This is a genomic window from Candidatus Tisiphia endosymbiont of Mystacides longicornis, assembly GCF_964031095.1.
GTDB lineage: Bacteria > Pseudomonadota > Alphaproteobacteria > Rickettsiales > Rickettsiaceae > Tisiphia.
In genome coordinates this window covers 544,636-562,029 of the sequence record NZ_OZ035004.1, presented here as the reverse complement: position 1 = coordinate 562,029, position 17,394 = coordinate 544,636, and the positions used below count along the sequence as shown (strand labels likewise).

General features: G+C 33.3%; 9 protein-coding genes and 3 pseudogenes. 5 read left to right on the top strand and 7 right to left on the bottom strand.

The window, feature by feature from the left end:
- Positions 1 to 123: 123 nt before the first annotated feature.
- The 5 genes from ACQH6S_RS02955 (at position 124) to ACQH6S_RS02935 (ending at position 8,824) form a co-directional block, all read left to right on the top strand.
- Entirely contained in the window at positions 124 to 1,119 is a 996-nt protein-coding gene (locus ACQH6S_RS02955; protein WP_341749239.1) for a ribonucleotide-diphosphate reductase subunit beta, read from the top strand.
- 333 nt (positions 1,120 to 1,452) lie between these two features.
- Positions 1,453 to 2,652, top strand: a complete 1,200-nt coding sequence (gene odhB / locus ACQH6S_RS02950; protein ID WP_425360051.1) for a 2-oxoglutarate dehydrogenase complex dihydrolipoyllysine-residue succinyltransferase — start codon at positions 1,453 to 1,455, stop codon at positions 2,650 to 2,652.
- Positions 2,653 to 2,694: 42 nt separating this feature from the next.
- A complete protein-coding gene (locus ACQH6S_RS02945) occupies positions 2,695 to 7,068 on the top strand; it encodes a pentapeptide repeat-containing protein (RefSeq protein ID WP_425360050.1) in 4,374 nt (1,457 codons plus the stop codon).
- Between the two features lie 95 nt (positions 7,069 to 7,163).
- Positions 7,164 to 8,237 carry an Rpn family recombination-promoting nuclease/putative transposase gene (locus ACQH6S_RS02940; RefSeq protein WP_425364670.1) on the top strand — a complete coding sequence of 358 codons (1,074 nt, stop codon included), beginning with the start codon at positions 7,164 to 7,166 and terminating at the stop codon, positions 8,235 to 8,237.
- 221 nt (positions 8,238 to 8,458) lie between these two features.
- The gene (locus ACQH6S_RS02935; RefSeq protein WP_425360048.1) at positions 8,459 to 8,824 is read left to right on the top strand and encodes a transposase; all 366 of its coding nucleotides are present in this window, start codon (positions 8,459 to 8,461) and stop codon (positions 8,822 to 8,824) included.
- 25 nt (positions 8,825 to 8,849) lie between these two features.
- Here ACQH6S_RS02935 and ACQH6S_RS02930 read toward each other — a convergent pair whose 3' ends face one another.
- The 7 genes and pseudogenes from ACQH6S_RS02930 to ACQH6S_RS02900 form a co-directional block, all read right to left on the bottom strand.
- Complete coding sequence (locus ACQH6S_RS02930) at positions 8,850 to 11,069, bottom strand: DNA translocase FtsK (protein WP_425360047.1); 2,220 nt, start codon at positions 11,067 to 11,069, stop codon at positions 8,850 to 8,852.
- Between the two features lie 239 nt (positions 11,070 to 11,308).
- Positions 11,309 to 11,626, bottom strand: coding sequence for a cell division protein ZapA (locus ACQH6S_RS02925; protein WP_094649410.1), 318 nt, complete (start codon positions 11,624 to 11,626; stop codon positions 11,309 to 11,311).
- Positions 11,627 to 11,631: 5 nt separating this feature from the next.
- A complete protein-coding gene (locus ACQH6S_RS02920) occupies positions 11,632 to 11,841 on the bottom strand; it encodes a hypothetical protein (RefSeq protein ID WP_094649411.1) in 210 nt (69 codons plus the stop codon).
- Entirely contained in the window at positions 11,838 to 12,191 is a 354-nt protein-coding gene (locus ACQH6S_RS02915; protein ID WP_094649412.1) for a helix-turn-helix domain-containing protein, read from the bottom strand. The genes ACQH6S_RS02920 and ACQH6S_RS02915 overlap by 4 nt, the downstream gene beginning before the upstream one ends.
- A 6-nt stretch (positions 12,192 to 12,197) precedes the next feature.
- Positions 12,198 to 14,717 (bottom strand): annotated as a pseudogene (locus ACQH6S_RS02910) (NAD-glutamate dehydrogenase domain-containing protein); the annotation flags it as partial.
- Between the two features lie 147 nt (positions 14,718 to 14,864).
- Positions 14,865 to 16,415 (bottom strand): annotated as a pseudogene (locus ACQH6S_RS02905) (palindromic element RPE1 domain-containing protein); the annotation flags it as partial.
- A 381-nt stretch (positions 16,416 to 16,796) separates the two neighbouring features.
- Positions 16,797 to 17,288 (bottom strand): annotated as a pseudogene (locus ACQH6S_RS02900) (hypothetical protein); the annotation flags it as partial.
- Positions 17,289 to 17,394: the final 106 nt, after the last annotated feature.

Genomic DNA, 17,394 nt, shown 5'->3' with positions numbered 1-17,394 from the left:
AGCTTGTCATATGGATTGTTTCGTCGCTACTAAAGTAGCTTCTCGCAATGACGGTGTTGCAAAGCATCCCCTCGCAATGAGGTGTATAATTAAAATTCGAATAAATTAAAAAGGAAATATAATATGTCTTTACTTGATGCTAGTCCAATCTATAAACCGTTTTCTTATCCATGGGCTTATGAAGCTTGGCATGTTCAACAACGAATTCATTGGTTACCAGAAGAAGTGCCGCTAGCTGATGATATAAAAGATTGGAAATATAATTTAACTCCTGGAGAAAAACATCTATTAACTCAAATATTTCGTTTCTTTACTCAAGCTGATATTGAAGTAAATAATTGCTATATGAAACATTACTCCAGGGTATTTAAGCCAACGGAAGTACTGATGATGTTATCAGCATTTTCTAATATGGAAACAATTCATATTGCGGCTTATTCTCATTTGCTTGATACTGTAGGTATGCCAGAAACTGAATATTCAGCATTTCTTAAATATAGAGAAATGAAAGATAAATACGACTATATGCAACGTTTTGGGGTAGAAACGAAAGAAGATATTGCTACAACTTTAGCAGTATTTGGGGCATTTACTGAAGGATTACAGCTATTTGCTTCATTTGCTATTTTGCTTAATTTTCCTCGTTTTAATAAAATGAAAGGTATGGGGCAAATCATTAGTTGGTCAGTAAGGGATGAGACGTTACATACTGATTCAATCATTATGTTATTTAAAACTTTTATTAGGGAAAATCCTGAAGTATGGACTGAGGAGGTTCGTGGTCGTCTGTATGAAGCGTGTGCTACTATTGTCCATTTTGAAGATGCCTTTATTGAACTAGCATTTGAAGTTGGTGGTATTGAAGGGTTAACTGCTAGAGAAGTAAAACAATATATTCGTTATATTGCTGATCGCCGATTAATGCAGCTTGGACTTAAAGAAATTTATTTAATTGATAATAATCCGTTGCCTTGGCTTGATGAAATCTTAAACGGTATGGAGCTTACTAATTTCTTTGAAGCAAGGGTAACCGAATATACCAAAGCTGCAACTGTTGGATCGTGGGAAGAGGTATTTGCTGATATGGATAAAAAACAAAAAAGCCAGCAAGAGATATAGTTGATTCAGGAGAATTTGGGGCTAAGAGCGATGGGGGGCATAAGCGTTAGTTTAAGAAAACAATAATTGAAGAACCGTCATTGCGAGGAGACCTTAAGGTCGACGAAGCAATCCAGAAAAGTGATTAGAAATGGATTGCCACGCCACCTACGGTGGCTCGCTAATAGACGAATTTTCTACTTTATTTTCTTAAATTAACGCCTATGCGATGGAGCGACGCCGTTCTCAATTTCTCATCAATTGACTATAATATGCTAAATTTATGCTATTTTGTATTAGTGGGGAAGATAATATATAGTATAATATAGAATATACATTGGAGAATAAAATAATATGACTATTGAAATTACAGTTCCATCCCTTGGAGAATCAGTATCAGAGGCTACTATTGCCAAGTGGCATAAAAAACAAGGAGATGTGGTTAAAGTGGATGAGCTACTTTTAGAGCTTGAAACAGAAAAAGTTACGTTGGAAGTAAATGCAGTTTCATCTGGGGTAATAAGCAAAATATTTAAGAATGAGGGAGATACGGTATCTGTCGGTGATAGCGTTGGACAAATTACCGAAGGAGCATTTTCTGCTGTAGCTTTACCTAGCACGTTAGGCAAAGAGGTACAGCAACAGCCGACAAATATAAACAGCATTGCTTCCCCACCTTCTGTACGAAGATTAGTGAGTGAAAATAAACTGTCATTAGATGACATAAAAGGCACTGGTAGAGAGGGTAGGGTAACTAAGGGAGATGTATTAGGATTTATAAATAGTCCAACAACAGCTTCATCTATACAAGCAACTGAATCACCTATTGTGAGCAATATTGCATTAGCAAATGCAGGGGCGGTAGAACGCGTTAGAATGTCGCGACTTCGTAAGACTATTGCAGATCGTTTGAAACAATCGCAAAATACCGCAGCTATTTTAACAACTTTTAATGAAATTGATATGTTGAAAGTTATTAATTTGCGTATGCAGTATCGTGAAGAGTTTGAGAAGAAGCATGGTGTTAAGTTGGGGTTCATGTCATTCTTTGTAAAAGCTACTATTGAAGCTCTGAAAGTAGTAGCTTCGGTAAATGCTGAAATAGAAGGGGATGAGATTCTGTATAAGAATTATTACGATATTGGTGTGGCAGTAGGAACAGAGCAGGGGTTAGTAGTACCAATAGTCAGGCAGGCTGACAAATTGAGTTTTGCTGGTATTGAGAAAGAAATTACCGGTCTGGGTAAAAAGGCTAGAGAAGGAAAGTTATCGATGTCTGATTTATCAGGAGGAACATTTACTATTTCCAATGGTGGTGTTTATGGCTCATTATTATCAACCCCTATTATTAATCCTCCTCAATCAGGTATTTTAGGTCTTCATAAGACCGAAGAAAGACCAGTAGCAATTAATGGCAAAATAGAAATACGTCCGATGATGTATGTAGCTTTATCTTATGATCATCGTATTATTGATGGTAAGGAAGCTGTTACTTTTCTTGTGAAAATCAAGGAATTAATTGAGAATCCAGATCGTTTGTTATTAAATCTCTAAGTTATAGTATGATAAGCACAAAAGTAATTAGGAGTAGAAGTTATGGTAAAAGAAAAATCTGTTTTTGATGATCTTGCTGTTAAAATTGAGAAATATCGTCCTACTATTGAGGATATAGGGCAATATATTGCAGCTCAGCATGCAGCTTTGGCAGACGACCCTAAGGGAAGTTTGAGTCTTAACCAATATTTAAAGAACATATATTTTCCTGATAAGAATGTAGTGGTAGCAGCGGATTTGTCTAATATGATTTTTGGTGCATCTGGTACTATAACCGATCTAAGTGGAGGAGATTTTACTGGTTGTATATTTAAAAATACTACTTTTAGAGGATGTAATTTAGAGGATGCGGTATTTTGCGATGTTGATTTTAATCAGGCTTATTTCGAAAATACCGTTCTAAGAAATGTAGATTTTAGAGGAGCTGATCTTGCTAATTGTCAGTTCTCTGATAATTATAAGGGATATTCTCAAATGGGGAAGGAGCGTGATATTGAAGGAATAAAATACAGTACGACCTCTTCTTTAGGCAGAAAATATGCTGATATAAAAAGTGATTTAGTTCGTCAAAAAGAGCAGAAGGAACTTATAAATAGTAAGACAAAAGAAGTAGCTGATGCATATGCAAATTTAAGTTATATGCAACAAGCAAAGATAGTACTAAAGGGTGAAACTGGTAATCAGCAATATGACAAATTGGTAGAAGAGTTGAAGCTAATGGTTGAGCAAAAAATATTTCCTAGAAAAGATAATGTAATGCATAAAACTTTTCAAAATATTTTTGGCAGTGAGAGCTGTATTTTTGATCCAGCTTATGTACGAGGGTCAACTAAAGAACAGCGGGATCAAGAAACTCAATATGTACGTCTAGCTCGAGAGGATATAGAGAAATATTTAGAGGCGAGAAAGGATGATAAAGATTTAAGTTTAAATGATTTTGCTAAAAGCAAATTAGAGCAATCGCAGATAAAGGCAGGAGCAAGAATTATTGCAGATTGTTCAAGTAGAGTTGATACTTCTACTAATAATGAATGGCATGATAGGGTCGATTTATCTGGCTTAGATTTTTCAGGGGCGGATTTACGAGGGGCTGTTTTTTCAGGATCCGTTTTATCCGGATGTGTGTTTAATGGTACTGATGTTAGTGAAGTAAGCTTTGAAGGTGCGGAGCTGGTAGCGGCTAATTTTGTTGGAGTTAAAGCAGATAACGCCAATTTCTTTAACAGTAATCTAAGTAAATCAACGGTCACTGATAAGAGTCAGTTTGTTCATGCTTTTATGTCTGGTTCTAATGGTCAGGAAGTTTTGATAAGCGACTCTAATTTTGATTATGCGAATATAAAAAATGGTAATTGGGATCGTGCAAAATTTACTAATTCAACATTTAATCATGCAAATTTAGAGGGTATTTCTTTAATCTCAGCAGATTTACGAAAAGTACAAATGCAGCATGCAATATTAGAGCAGGCCATTTTAATGCAGTGTAAAGTTATAGATAGTGATTTATCGAATGCTTTAATGAGTAAAGCTAAGGCACATAAAGCACAATTTCAAAATACTATACTAAACGGTATAGAAGGAAAAGGTATAAATTTATCAGAAGCTGAGTTAGATAGTTTTGTCAAATTGGATGAGGCGAATTTAGAAAAAGCTATTTTAACAAAGATTAATGCTGAAGGGGTGAATTTTATTCGAGCTAATATGAACATGGTGGATGCCCAAAATGCAAATTTTAGGAATGCGATTTTAGAAGATGTTAACATAAAATGTGCTAATTTAACCGAAGCTGTTTTAGAAGGAGCCAAAGGCCACGGAATTAATTTAAGTTATAGTACACTAACAAAAGTTCATGCCAAAAAGGCTGATTTTTCGAATAGTATAATAAGACGTATGGAAGCTCAGCAAGCCGATTTTACTGAGGTAAATTTTACCAATGCTGATCTCACAAGATCAAACCTACAAAAAGCAATATTGGAAAAAGTTCAAGCCGAAAAGGTTAGGTTAGAAGGAGTTAAGTTACGGGCAGCAAAATTAGCTGAGGCTAACATGGCTAAAGCAATAATCGATGTTGATACTAATATTATCGGTAGCGATTTGCGTGATTTACAAGGCAAATTTATTCAAAATGGTCAAGAAATCACCCCGCAGAAGCTTCAAGAACAGCAAATAATACTTGAGCAGGTAGAATTGCAACGGAAAAAAGATAATTCACCGAATATTGCTGTAGGTCTGTTAGAAGAGGCTGGAGCATTTTTTCTTGATGCTATTAATGTATTACCTCCAATTGTTAGTAAGATGCCTGATGTAAATGATATATATGAAAATTTCCTTAAATTTCAAGAAGTGAGATCAAAATTATCAAGTGATGAGTTGCTAGTTGAAGAAAGACAAAAATTACGAACAGAACAAGTGGAGTATGCATCTCATTTGATCAAGGGTGCTGGTACAGTACTTGATAGATATGTTACTAGTTTGACTGAAGAACAATCTAATCTTTTGAAAGATATTATAGCCAAATATTCTGTATTGCCAGTTTTAAAAGCTGTATTAAATCCTGTTGTTGGCAAGAAGAAAGTTGGTACTAATATACTTGATGAAGTAGATAAAGATTTTATTAGAAGAATAGTGCCGTTATCAGTAAATTTAGTAAGTGGGGTGTTAGAAGGAGAATCAAACAAAAAAGTACAAGAAATTTGTAAGGATCTTATAATTCCTGATAAGAAATCAGGACGTAATATCATAAAAAATGCTTTGGAAATATTTGTTAGTCCTCAAGTGGTAGCAGTGGTCAAGAAAGACTTAGTTGAATTTTTACGCAGTCCAGTTAATCAAAAAGAAATTACCCAAATTGCTGAGTACATTTTAGACGATAAATTTACTAGATTCGTGTCAAAAGAGTTTTTGGACGATACTATATCACTGGCAATTAATGCAAGTAGCACAATATTAGATCATACTCCTAAAGTGGTTGGAATCTATGAGTCGTATATGAAGCATCAAGACCTTGCTTTAGAGTTGTTGACTGGTGATGAAAAATTATCTTCTGACAGAAAAGAAGAAATAATACTAACACAAAAAGCTATGGTATCGTCTATTGTGGATAATGTTGATAAGGTTGTTCAAAGTCTATCTTATGACTTAAAACATACTCTACCGCAATATTTTGTTAAAAATAAAGGAAATATTCTAGGGTTTTTGGATAAACCAGAAGTTCAGCAAAATTTACGATTTTATGGTTTGAACCCTAAATTTGTACATGATGCAACAGCCGCAACTATTCCGTTTATTGTTGATGTCTTGCCGATAGTAACAGAACTTGCTGAAAGTTGTTTAAAAGACAAAGATGCTGTAGGGCTAATCATTGAGCAAACTAAAGATATTATGAGTGCACCTAAATCTGAACAATCAGAAAAGGTTAGTAAATTAGTCGATTCTCTTATTAAATTTAATAAAGATAATCCTAATGTCAGAGAGGTTTTACAGAAGAAAATCCCCGATCTTTTAATAAAACATGCTAAAGATCTCGGTCCTGTGGTTGAGAAATTTCTTAATGAAACCAAGATGGGTAAAAAACTAAAATTGAAAGGTGAAGCAGTTGTTAAGGTATTAGGGGATCATTCTAAAGAGCTAGGAGCAATAACTACTGCATATAGTAAAAAAGAATATGGGGCAATGGTTCGTCCATTGATGGGCTTATTATTTGATAAAAAGGTTCTAACTTTAGCTGTAGGAGCTGTAGCTAATATTTTGAAGCATAATTTTCAAAAGCATTTTGTGTCTAATTCAACACGTGGAAAAGTAATTGGTGAAGAAATGAGCAAGATGATTACAGATATTTTGCCTAATCTTAAACCAAATGACAAAAGAGATTTGTCTAAAATTTTTCAGGAGCGGGCTTATCAGTATAGTCAAGAAGCTCGTCTATCTAGTGAATATTCACCGATACTGGATTATTCCTTAAGTAATAAAGATTTAAGAGGATTGTCTTTTGAGACCGTTGATATGAACTTAGATAATTTCAAAGTTGAAGGATTTAACTTTAATAAGGTAACATTAGGCAAATGTTCGATTAAAGGTGCGGTATTTAAAGAATGTTCTTTTAAGAAAGCTATTTTTAAAGAACATATAGACTTTGAAGGGGCTACCATTGATGGCAGTACTTTAATTACACTTCTGCCAGCAATTCAGGAATATAACAAAAAGTATCCAGAAAAAACAATGAATTTAGATAAGATAAAAGTTGTTGGTGATATAAAAGAAGAGGTTAAAGCAAATCCTTTGTTAAAAAATGCAGATTTAACTAAAGCCACTGTAAAAAAAATAGAAATTGCTCCACCAGTATCAGTACCTAAGCCTGGTCAAGCAATATTGACAGAGCAGAGTAAAAGAAAAAATAGTGGAGTTCGAGCAAAATAAGGAAAGCAATTATAATCATTTTTTTTTGGTGCCACGACCACTACGTGGTTTTGCTAATAGATGTGGATAAGGTGAATATATAAGCAAATTTTATTATGACTTCAGACAAGCCAAAACATGACGAAATTTTTCGCAAATCTATGGAGAATCCCATAGTTGCTAAAGAGTTTTTGGCAACTCATTTGCCGAAGGATGTGTTGGCTTTAATCGATAGCACATCTTTAAAATTAGAAAAAGATAGTTTTATTGAGCCAGACCTTTCTGAAACTATTTCTGATGTATTATTTTCTGTTAAGTTTAATGATCAGGATGGCTATATTTTTTTGCTATTGGAACATCAAAGTACTGTTGATAAAATGATGGCGTTTAGGTTATTTAAATATATGATTAATATTTGTGATCGATATTTAACTACTAATCCTAAAGCTAAACGTCTTCCATTAATTTATCCTCTAATAATTTATAATGGTAAGAAGAAATATAACGCACCTCTTAATATATGGAATTTATTTAGCCATCCAGATTTAGCCAGAGGCTTTTGGACAAATGATTGTCAGCTTATTAACGTACATGACATTCCCGATGAAGAACTCAAGAAAAAAGTATGGTCTGGGATTTTGTTATTTTTCCTCAAACACATCCACGAACGTCAATTACTGAAAAGATGGCAGGAAATTTCTTATCTCTTGCCTAAATTGAGTAAAATAACAATAGGTCATGACCATATAAGAAATCTATTGAGCTATACTTTGACCTTTATTGAGCAAAATGATAAAATAGAGTTAGAAAAAATATTAAAAAATAGTTTAACTAAAGAAAAAGGAGAAGAACTTATGCCTAGTATAGCTCAAGTATGGAAAGAAGAAGGGATTCAAATCGGACTACAAGATGGTATCAAAATCGGAGAGGCTAGAGGCGAAGCCAAAGGTAGAGCCGAGGGTAGAGTTGAAGCAATGAAAGTTATAGCAAAAACTATGCTACTTAAACATAATACTATTAATGAGATCATTGAATTAACAGGCTTATCTAAAAAGCAAATCGAGAGACTAAAATATACCTCTTGCAAAACTCTACTTCTGCTGGTAATTTGGACAATGATTCGGTACTCGAATCCTTATTTGCATTGGAGTATGCTGTGGAACCGTATAAGCGTCAGTTTAAGAAAATAAAGTAGAAAAGTCGTCTATTAGCGAGCCACCGTAGGTGGGGTGGCAATTCTTTTTAATCACTTTTCTGGGTTGCTTAGCCGATCTTTACGGTCTCCTCGCAATGACGGTTTCTCAATTATTGTTTTCTTAAACTGATGCTTATGCGTAGGCGGGAATCAAACGGTTAGTCGCACAAAAGGGTGCTCAATACAAAGGTACATATGGCCGTGGATGCGTATGGTATGCCGGTCAGAATTATTGTTACAGAAGGTTCCAGAAATGATTGTACTCAAGCTTGTGAGTTAATCCAGAATATGGAGGCACAACATCTTATGGCTGATAAAGCTTACGATACAAACGCCATAATAGAATCGGCTGTGAATGCAAACATAATTCCTGTAATACCATCAAAAAGAAACAGGAAGATTCAAAGAGAGATAGATAAATATCTATATAAGCTAAGGCACATTATTGAAAATACATTTCAAAAATTTAAAGAATGGCGTGGTATAGCAACAAGATATGCTAAAAATACAAAATCATACATGGCGGGTCTTTGTTTAAGGGCTTTACTAATGTGGCTCAAATCTCGTGACGACACACCCTAAGGTTCACAATTAGGAAGTAATAACTTTAATTCTCTGGCAATAATATTTCTCTTTTACCAGTGTGGTTAGGAGGGGATATTACCCCATTTTGTTCCATTTTCTCCACAAGAGTAGCAGCTCGATTATAACCAATTCGTAAACATCTTTGTATATAGCTAATTGATACTTTTCGTTCTAATTGTACTATTTGTACCGCTCTTTTATATAGAGTCTCGTCACTAGTTGAATCATCTCCAGAACTTTCGACATTTACTTCATCATCATCTAGTTGTTGGGTCACTGCTGAAAGATACTCAGGAGTTCCTGTTGCTCTTAAATATTCGGTTACTTTCTCTACCTCTTTATCATCAACAAATGGACCATGAACCCTGGTAATCTTTGACGAATTACCCATATAAAGCATGTCTCCCATACCTAGTAACTGTTCAGAGCCTTGTTCACCAAGAATAGTTCTACTATCAATCTTAGAAGTTACTTTAAAACTGATACGACTTGGAAAATTAGCTTTAATTACCCCAGTAATAACATCAACAGAAGGTCTTTGAGTTGCCATGATAATATGAATACCTGCAGCTCTTGCCATTTGAGCAAGACGTTGTATCGATAATTCGATATCCTTGCCAGCTACCAGCATTAAATCAGCCATTTCATCAACAATTACTACAATGAACGGTAATTTCTCCATATTCATTTCAATTGTTTCATAAATAGGCTTGCCGGTTTCTGAATCAAATCCTGTTTGGATAGAACGCTCTAATATTTTACCGCTTGACGCAGCTTCCAAAATTTTAGCATTATAACCAGCTATATTTCTTACCCCAATATTTGACATTGCTCTATAACGATTTTCCATCTCTTTTACTGCCCATTTAAGGGCTACTACCGCTTTGTTTGGTTCGGTAACCACTGGGGTTAGAAGATGTGGTATGCCATCATAGGTTGATAATTCAAGCATTTTAGGATCGATCATTATTAACCGACATTCTTCTGGGGTATAACGGTAAAGTAGGGAAATTATCATCGCATTAATTGCCACTGATTTACCTGAACCAGTCGTACCTGCAACTAATAAATGGGGCATTTTTGCTAAGTCTGCAACAAAAGGCTTGCCAGCTAAATCCTTACCTAAAATCAATGGTAGCATAATGCTATTATCTTGATATTCTGGGGTTTCAATTAATTCTCTTAGACAAAAGAAAGCTCGTTGTTTATTTGGTAATTCAATACCTAAGACGTTTCTACCCGGTATTACAGCTATTCTAGTTGATATTGCAGATAATGATCTGGCAATATCGTCTGATAAACCTATAATCCTAGAAGATTTAGTACCGGCAGCTGGTTCAAATTCATATAAGGTTACAACCGGACCTTGATTAATATTAATGACCTGACCTTTAACACCAAAATCATTAAGAACAGTCAACAATATTTGGGCATTATGTTGTAATTCTGATAAAGTTTCCACTTTTATATTTTGGCTATCAGCTTGTTTTAATAATTCGATAGGTGGTAAGTCTGGTAATTGGTCATTTTCTTTTCTTGATGCAGATTGTTTCTTTAAATAATGAGATTGTGGATCATTATTTTTTCCTAAATCCATTTTGTCAGCATATGAAGCTTCTTCTTGATTAACAAAAGGAGCCCTTTTTATCAAAACTGGTTTAGTTGAGTTGCTATTTGTTGATGTTGTAGGTAAGGATATAATTTTTTTATAAGGTATTAGTTTGAGTAATTTAATTATAGCATTCCAAAAAGCTGAAAATTTTATTTCTGCCAGTAAAAATAATAAAATAAACGTGACAATAATTAAAGCATAATCGGCTCTAGCATCTAATTGTTTGACTAGTGGGTAAATAATAGTACCGACTGTTCCGCCGGCACCAGCCGGTAAATAATCAATTTTTATCTTAGTGCAGACTATCGATAATGATATAATTGAAAGCAGCATCACCATTATCCTGATGGTAACCCATTTTTTCTCTAAACGCCACACGCTCAAAGACCAAAAAAAACAACAAATGGGTAAAATAAACGACGCTATACCAAAAAATTGGTAAAAAATATCTGCCAAATAACAACCAAAATAACCTAATAAATTACTTGGATATTTGGCTGTCACAGAATTAAAGGAAGGATCGTCTGGATTATAAGTTACTAGTAATAAAGTAGTAACGCAGCCTACCAACATTAATAGAGCAGACCGCACTCTATTATTAGTAAGAATCCTGTTGATGTAGTATAACACAAAAATTGCCTAAAAAAATGAACCACTTTGGTCGTTGCCTAAGATCCTCAAAGAACCTAGTATATATAAATGGAATCCATATATCTGCATAATAGACTCAGACAGGAATGTTTCCTAATAGTAAAAATTATAGTCCCAGGGCAATACGTTAAGCTCACGAACCAAGTAGCTCGTCTATTACACTCTTCTGTTTTAAAAAGTGTTTTTTAAGTAAATATTCCAAGTATTTTACGATAATATCACTTTCCAATCTTTCGTGCAAGTTCTTCTAAATATCCTGCTATAGTACTTAATGTTTCTGCAAATTTTTCTTCTTCACAAGGTATTTTATCGCCATCGATTTTAGCAATTTTATTAGTCAAATTTTGTACTTGTTCCTGTAAACTTAAGGCAGACATAACTAATAATAGTTCAAATGATGCTGATGGGCTAGCTTTTTTTATCTGGGTAATATTTTCATTTAACTTGGCTGCAAGATTGCACAATTCTTCTTCCGATCCGTCACTACATGCCAGTTGGAAAGTTTTGCTACCTAGTATTATTGTTACTATAGACATCTATATTATGTGTTTTTATGTTTTATTTCTTCCAATTCAGCAATATATACAGCTATTTGCTCAAGTATTTTTGTATAATTATCCTTGAGATATTTATTTTCATCTTTCAGTCTATTAATTTCTTGATGCTGTTCCGCAATATCCGACAAAAGACCTTCAATCCCTTGATCCACTTCTTGCATTAATTTAAGTAACAAATCAGTATTTATTGTCATTCATATGGTAATATTAAGTGAAAAATTATTGGAATTATTATTAATGTTAAAATAGAAATTATAATGAGCTGTTTTTTCCATTTATAATCAGATACCATTGAACCAGCCCTATTTTTGAAATCAATATCTTTAGGGAGTTCCTGCTCATCTTCCTCACCTGTATCCAAAACTATCCCTAAATAATTTGAATATAACTTAAGATAACCTTTCACATAAACTTCCGCTGGCATTGAACTTAGGTCTCCTTCTTCAAGAGCTTCTAAATATTGCTTTCTAATTTTCAAATAATCAGATATCTCTTCAAGAGTTTTGCCAGACTCTATTCTTGCTTGTTTTAGGGATGACGACATAACACGCTACTCAAGTTTACGCAAGAAGGTTTCAAACTTCTTATTTGCTAAAATTAAAATATTTAAGTCAATATTTTCCTGCAATCTAATTGCTTTGACAAAATCTAGGAAAATAGACGCAGAATCTATATTATTATCAATCCATAAATCTAAATCAATATTTACTTTGGATTTGTTAATTATTTTAGTTAATAATTGTCTTTGTTTATCATACAAGTCATCTTTTAATGATTGCGTTGATAATCTATTCCAATAAGAATCATTTAGCTGTTTATCACAAGATTTACGAAGCCAATCAATACTAAATTTGCTACCAGTAGCAAAATATAAACTAGCAACATCATTATTTGTAGCCTGGGTTCTTTTGGCAATATAGATTATGTCAAAAACTGACACTAAGCTATCGAGAGTTGCGACCCTTTGAGCTATCTCGTCTTTCACTCCCAACAAAACATATTGCTTAACTTTATCATCGAATTTATTTTTAGCTTCTCCTAAGAGAAATTTACTCACCACTTTGCTAAGCATTCTAGATGGTTGATAAAATTCATCAATGGTATCGCTAATATTGATAGGATGTTTTATATGCTTTAAAAACCAGGAGATACCTCTACGCATAATTTTAGCAAGTTCAGTAAACATGTCAATTTTAACTTTATATTCTATAGCATTTAGAGATTCCACTATAGTCCATAAATTATCTAAATCAAAAATTTCACAAATAATGGTATATGAACGAACTATATCACAAAGAGCAGCACCAGTGTCACGTTTTATAAGATTAAGTGATGGACCACCTAACTGATTAATAATTTTATTTGTTACAACGGTTCGAATAATTTCATGCTTAAGTGGATGAGATAAAATTTCTTCACGAAATTTCTCTTGCATTAATGCTGGAAAGTAATTAATCAGATAAGACTCAAAATATTTATCTTTTGAGAATGTTGCTGTTATTAAATCATGATAGACTGAGCGTTTACTATAAGAAAGTAATACACAAAGCTCAGGACGAGTTATACTTTCATTATTAAGAGTCCTTCTATTTAACTCTTCCCTAGTTGGTAGGAACTCAACAGTTCGATCAATTAATTTTTCTTCTTCTAAAGTATCAATAAATTGGCTAAATATTTCGATAGTCGAAATACGAGATAATTGCATGATATTAATCGCTTGATTCTGCTTATAATTATCAACTAATACCAACTCTTCAACTTGTTTGGTCATAGCAAACAGTAGTTTATTACGTTCTTCTAAACTGATTTTTTTAGAAACCATAGCTTGATTAAGAGCGATTTTTATATTTACTTCATGATCTGAACAATCAACACCAGCTGAATTATCAATAAAATCAGTATTTATCTGTCCACCGAGCTTGCTATATTCTATTCTACCTTGTTGCGATACGCCAATATTTCCACCTTCCCCTATTACTTTAGCTCTAATATCTTTACCATTGACTCTCAGATTATCATTTGCCTTATCACCTATATCTAGGTGACTTTCTGTCGAAGCTTTTATATAGGTTCCTATACCACCATTCCATATCAAATCAACTTCTGCTTGTAAAATAGCTCTAATCAGCTGTTCTGGGGTTAGTTGGTCAACATCTATCTTTAGCAATGATTTAGCTTCTGCCGATAACAAAATAGATTTACTACTTCGTTCAAAAACCCCGCCACCTTTTGAAATTAACTGTTGATTATAGTCAGACCAATTTGATGTAGGTAACTCAAACAATCTCATACGTTCATTAAAACTAATAATCGGATCGGGTTGTGGATCAATAAATATATGTTTATGATTAAATGCCGCAACAAGTTTTATTGCATTAGACCTAAGCATAGCATTACCAAAGACGTCTCCAGACATATCACCAATACCAACAACAGTAATAGGATCCTTTTGTATATCAAGACCCATAGCATAGAAATGACTTGCTACAGAAATCCACGCTCCTTTTGAAGTGATAGCCATTTTCTTATGGTCATAACCGGCTGATCCCCCGGAAGCAAAAGCATCACCTAACCAAAAATTATATTCAGCAGATATACTATTCGCATGATCTGAGAACGTTGCTGTACCTTTATCTGCTGCAACTACTAAATATGGATCTTCCTGATCATAGATAATAGTGTTTTGTGGTTGGACAATTTTGCCATTAACTATATTATCAGTGATATCAAGTAAACCACGGAGAAAATTCTTATAACATTCTATAACTCTTGCCATATATTCTTGACGAGTCATATTATCATCAGTGAAATTAACGAAAAACCCACCTTTTGAGCCGTCAAAAGGCACAATGACCGAATTTTTGGTACTTTGTGCTTTCATTAGCCCTAATACTTCTATTCTATAATCCTCTCCTCTATCAGACCATCTAATACCACCACGAGATACTTTGCCACCTCGTAAATGAATAGCTTCAAAATCATTAGCATAAACAAATATTTCAGCAAATGGCACTGGCAAAGGTAAATTAGGAACTTTTTTTGAATCAAATTTAAAAGAAAAATAATTTTTACAGACTATATTATGTTTGTTATCTCCATTCTGTAAATTATAGTCAATTGATGAGAAGTTGGGGAGGTTGTCGCTCAATGCTCGCCTATTACTTATAGGCGTCGCTCCATCGCTCCTAGCCCCAAATTCTCCTGAATTGACTATAGAACTAGATTGATAGCAATTAGTTCTAACAATAGCTTCAATAGTACCAAACATATGCCTTAAAACCTTATCCTCACTGCTACTAGTGATTTTATTAAGATAGCTAAGGATACTGTCTTTTATAGTTTTTGTACGTTCATCTGAAAAGTTTGCCGGATTAAATTTAGCATCAAACAAATCAACTAGCATTTTAGTATATAGAAAATGCTTTATTAAGGTCAGTTGAACATAACCCTTACCATAGATAAAGCCTGTTTGATGTAAATATCTAGTTAATGCTTTGACTAACTTAACTTGCCACCAATTAAATCCTGATAACACTATTAATTTACTTAAAGAATCATTATCTAAAAGTCCGAGAGATATTTTATCTAAAGCCTCTTCTACATTGGCTTTAAGCAAATCAATATTGCCTTCAATAGTTATTAATGGTTCGAGAGTGAACTCATATATCCAACTCTCTTTAATAGACTTCCCGCAAAACTCTACTTCTGCTGGTGATTTGTACGTCGAGTCGGTACTCGAATCCTCACGTACCTTTAAGTACGCTGCGGTTCTGCGTGCCAAGTCTCCTTCAAATCCCTCAGCATAAGCGACTTTTGCAGGAAGTCTAATATCTTCTGTTCCTTTTATAGCAAAGCTTTGTTCATCTATAGCCTTGAATCCCAAATTTTCTATAGATGGTAGTAGGTCGGAAAGAGCTAATTTGGGAGCAGGACTGTAAATTTTTAGCCGGAATTCACTATTATTTATAGTAATTAAATTAAATATAGGCTTGTGATAAATACTTGCCTCTTTTAGATACTCAATATCTATTAAAGTTGTTTGCCCATTAAATTTCTCTCTATAATCAATAGGAAAAATTGGATCAAAAAGTTTAAAATTTACTCCTCCCTGATATTCACCAAAATTTTTACATAATTTATGATAAAAATCTTCACTCCAACGAGTGGAAAGTTTATCTAATTCTTGCTCTATTATTTCAACTTCAAAATTAAGGCTATTTTTATTCTGCACCTCTAACGTAACAAATAAATATGAAAAATTTTCTGCTACTTCTGCCATATAATCTGATAATATTACCCCCTTAAGTGTATCGGATAAATAACAATTTATGGCACTATGTACTTCTGGTGTTAAACGATCTCTTGATAAGAATATTATGATATTAATAAAAGAACCAGACCAATCTTGTTGAATAAATAATTTGAGTTTTCTACTCATCATACCTGAAAGTACATGTAAGCACATACAGTATAGATCACCTTCATCAATCTGTATCAAAGCTTCTTTCGGTAGAGATTGAACTATACTTTTAAGCTTTTTGGTATTATATCCATCAGTCGGAAAGGCAGATTTATCTAGAACGAATTGTAGCTTTTGTCTTAATATAGGAATATCAGTAATTAGCTGGTAATATATTGCAGAACTATATAAACCAAAAATTATGCTACCTGAAAGATACTTTTTATCCTGATCGATCTTCTTGATTAAAATATAATCTACTAAGTTATTTCTATGTACACTTGATAGGGTATTAATTTTACCTAAAATGACTAATTTATTGTTATGTAATGGGCTTGCTGAGCGTTCAATAATATCAATAACTTCATTTTTAGTATCTTGTCCTTGCCATATTTTCTGGACACCTTCCTCTGAGGAAAAATCTTTGGAAATTAGATCAAAGTTAATCATACCTAAAAAAGTAAAATTATCATCTTTTAGCCAATTTAAGAAATCTATAGACTCATTATAATCTAAATAGTTATTGTGTAATTGTTGATTATTTTGAATCTCATTTGAAATCGTTGTTACTCTGTTCAATAATTTAGACCACACATTATGAGTAGTATCGACCTGATCTAAAGTTTTATTCAGAGAATTTTCTAAAGAATTGATATCGCTCTGATCAAAATTCCCTAAAATAGTTATATGTACTAAAGATTCGTCACTATCTTGCTTTACATCCAATATTTCTTGTAAATGACCATCATTGTTTCTTACGCAAGCTATAACAGGATGAAGTAAAAATTTAGCTTTCAAGTTGAGAGTTGTTAACAAACAAATAATCGAATCAACTATGAATGATTTATTTTCGTTCAATAACAAAATATTAATAGCAGGATTATTTTCAATTACCGTACTGACAATCTGCAATTTCCTTTTACTAGGTTGCTTTTCTTTAAAGAACTGAAAAGCACTATAAGCAAACTCGCCAAATAATTCTTGTCTATCTCTAAACCTATAATCTACAGGAATATAAACTAAAAATTTTTGTATAAATTTATTAAAAAGTGGCTCTCCATTTTTTACCTTACTTAATGATAAAATTTCTGATTTATAATTAGGCACTTGACAAGTAAGTCTACTTAAAGATAAAGACACTCTCTCTGCAGCCTTATTTATTGTAACTTTTTCTATTGTCATATTGTTACCAAACTTTATTATTGTTTCAAAGATTAAGCATTATATAGCTAACCCCATTAATATTACTCCGCCTATTAGCGAGACCACTGTGTGGTCGCATAGGCGT

Bases quoted from the DNA above. Each gene is read 5' to 3' on its own strand.
- ACQH6S_RS02955 (WP_341749239.1), top strand. From the start codon at position 124: ATGTCTTTACTTGATGCTAGTCCAATCTATAAACCGTTTTCTTATCCA.
- odhB (WP_425360051.1), top strand. From the start codon at position 1,453: ATGACTATTGAAATTACAGTTCCATCCCTTGGAGAATCAGTATCAGAG.
- ACQH6S_RS02945 (WP_425360050.1), top strand. From the start codon at position 2,695: ATGGTAAAAGAAAAATCTGTTTTTGATGATCTTGCTGTTAAAATTGAG.
- ACQH6S_RS02940 (WP_425364670.1), top strand. From the start codon at position 7,164: ATGACTTCAGACAAGCCAAAACATGACGAAATTTTTCGCAAATCTATG.
- ACQH6S_RS02935 (WP_425360048.1), top strand. From the start codon at position 8,459: ATGCCGGTCAGAATTATTGTTACAGAAGGTTCCAGAAATGATTGTACT.
- ACQH6S_RS02925 (WP_094649410.1), bottom strand. From the start codon at position 11,626: ATGTCTATAGTAACAATAATACTAGGTAGCAAAACTTTCCAACTGGCA.
- ACQH6S_RS02920 (WP_094649411.1), bottom strand. From the start codon at position 11,841: ATGACAATAAATACTGATTTGTTACTTAAATTAATGCAAGAAGTGGAT.
- ACQH6S_RS02915 (WP_094649412.1), bottom strand. From the start codon at position 12,191: ATGTCGTCATCCCTAAAACAAGCAAGAATAGAGTCTGGCAAAACTCTT.